This is a genomic window from Paraprevotella clara YIT 11840, from assembly GCF_000233955.1.
Lineage (GTDB): Bacteria > Bacteroidota > Bacteroidia > Bacteroidales > Bacteroidaceae > Paraprevotella > Paraprevotella clara.
Window position 1 is genome coordinate 2,654 of sequence record NZ_JH376728.1, and the last position, 640, is coordinate 3,293.

At 42.7% G+C, this 640-nt stretch carries 1 protein-coding gene; it reads right to left on the reverse strand.

The window, feature by feature from the left end; genetic code table 11:
- Positions 1–640 (reverse strand): hypothetical protein (locus tag HMPREF9441_RS17415; protein ID WP_216593527.1); only part of this gene is annotated, 640 nt, incomplete at both ends.

A 640-nucleotide genomic window follows, 5' to 3' on the forward strand; every position in this document is an offset into this window, starting at 1 on the left:
CTCACAGCCGTTTTGGTCTTTCACCCATACAGTATAGGTTTCTGATATCAAGCCTTCAAACACTGAAGTACTGCTATAATTACCATATACACTATGTGCTGCTGGCGTTGGCGTACCTACTGTTAAGCGATACTCATAATTGCCCCAGCCACCGGCGGCTGTTACCATAAAGCTACCTGTTTGTCCGCTACCACATTTTATCTGGTTCGTTATCGTTGTACTTGCCGTTAATGCTGATGATGGACCTGATAAAGTAGCTAAGGTAGCGGTTTTTGTACAATATGGGTACTGTGTTTCTGTTACCTCTACATAGTACTTACCTGCACTTAAACCTCCTATAGGTTGGGTTCTCGGGTCACTTGTATCATTTCTACCTGCTGTAGAACTTACTACCTCTACTCCGTATTCATTTACTACTCTAAAGGTGTAGTTGCCTGCATAGCCTCTCATCGATAATGTCAACTCTCCATCATTGCCCGCTGCACAAGTTACCGGTTTGGTTTGTGCCGCACTTATCGATATATTATCGTAATTAGCTATTCCGTAGTTTACACTACGATAACAACCCGTAGCACTGTCAGTTACGGTTACTTCATAATAACCTGGTACAGTAAAGGTTACTGATACAACACTTACCCCT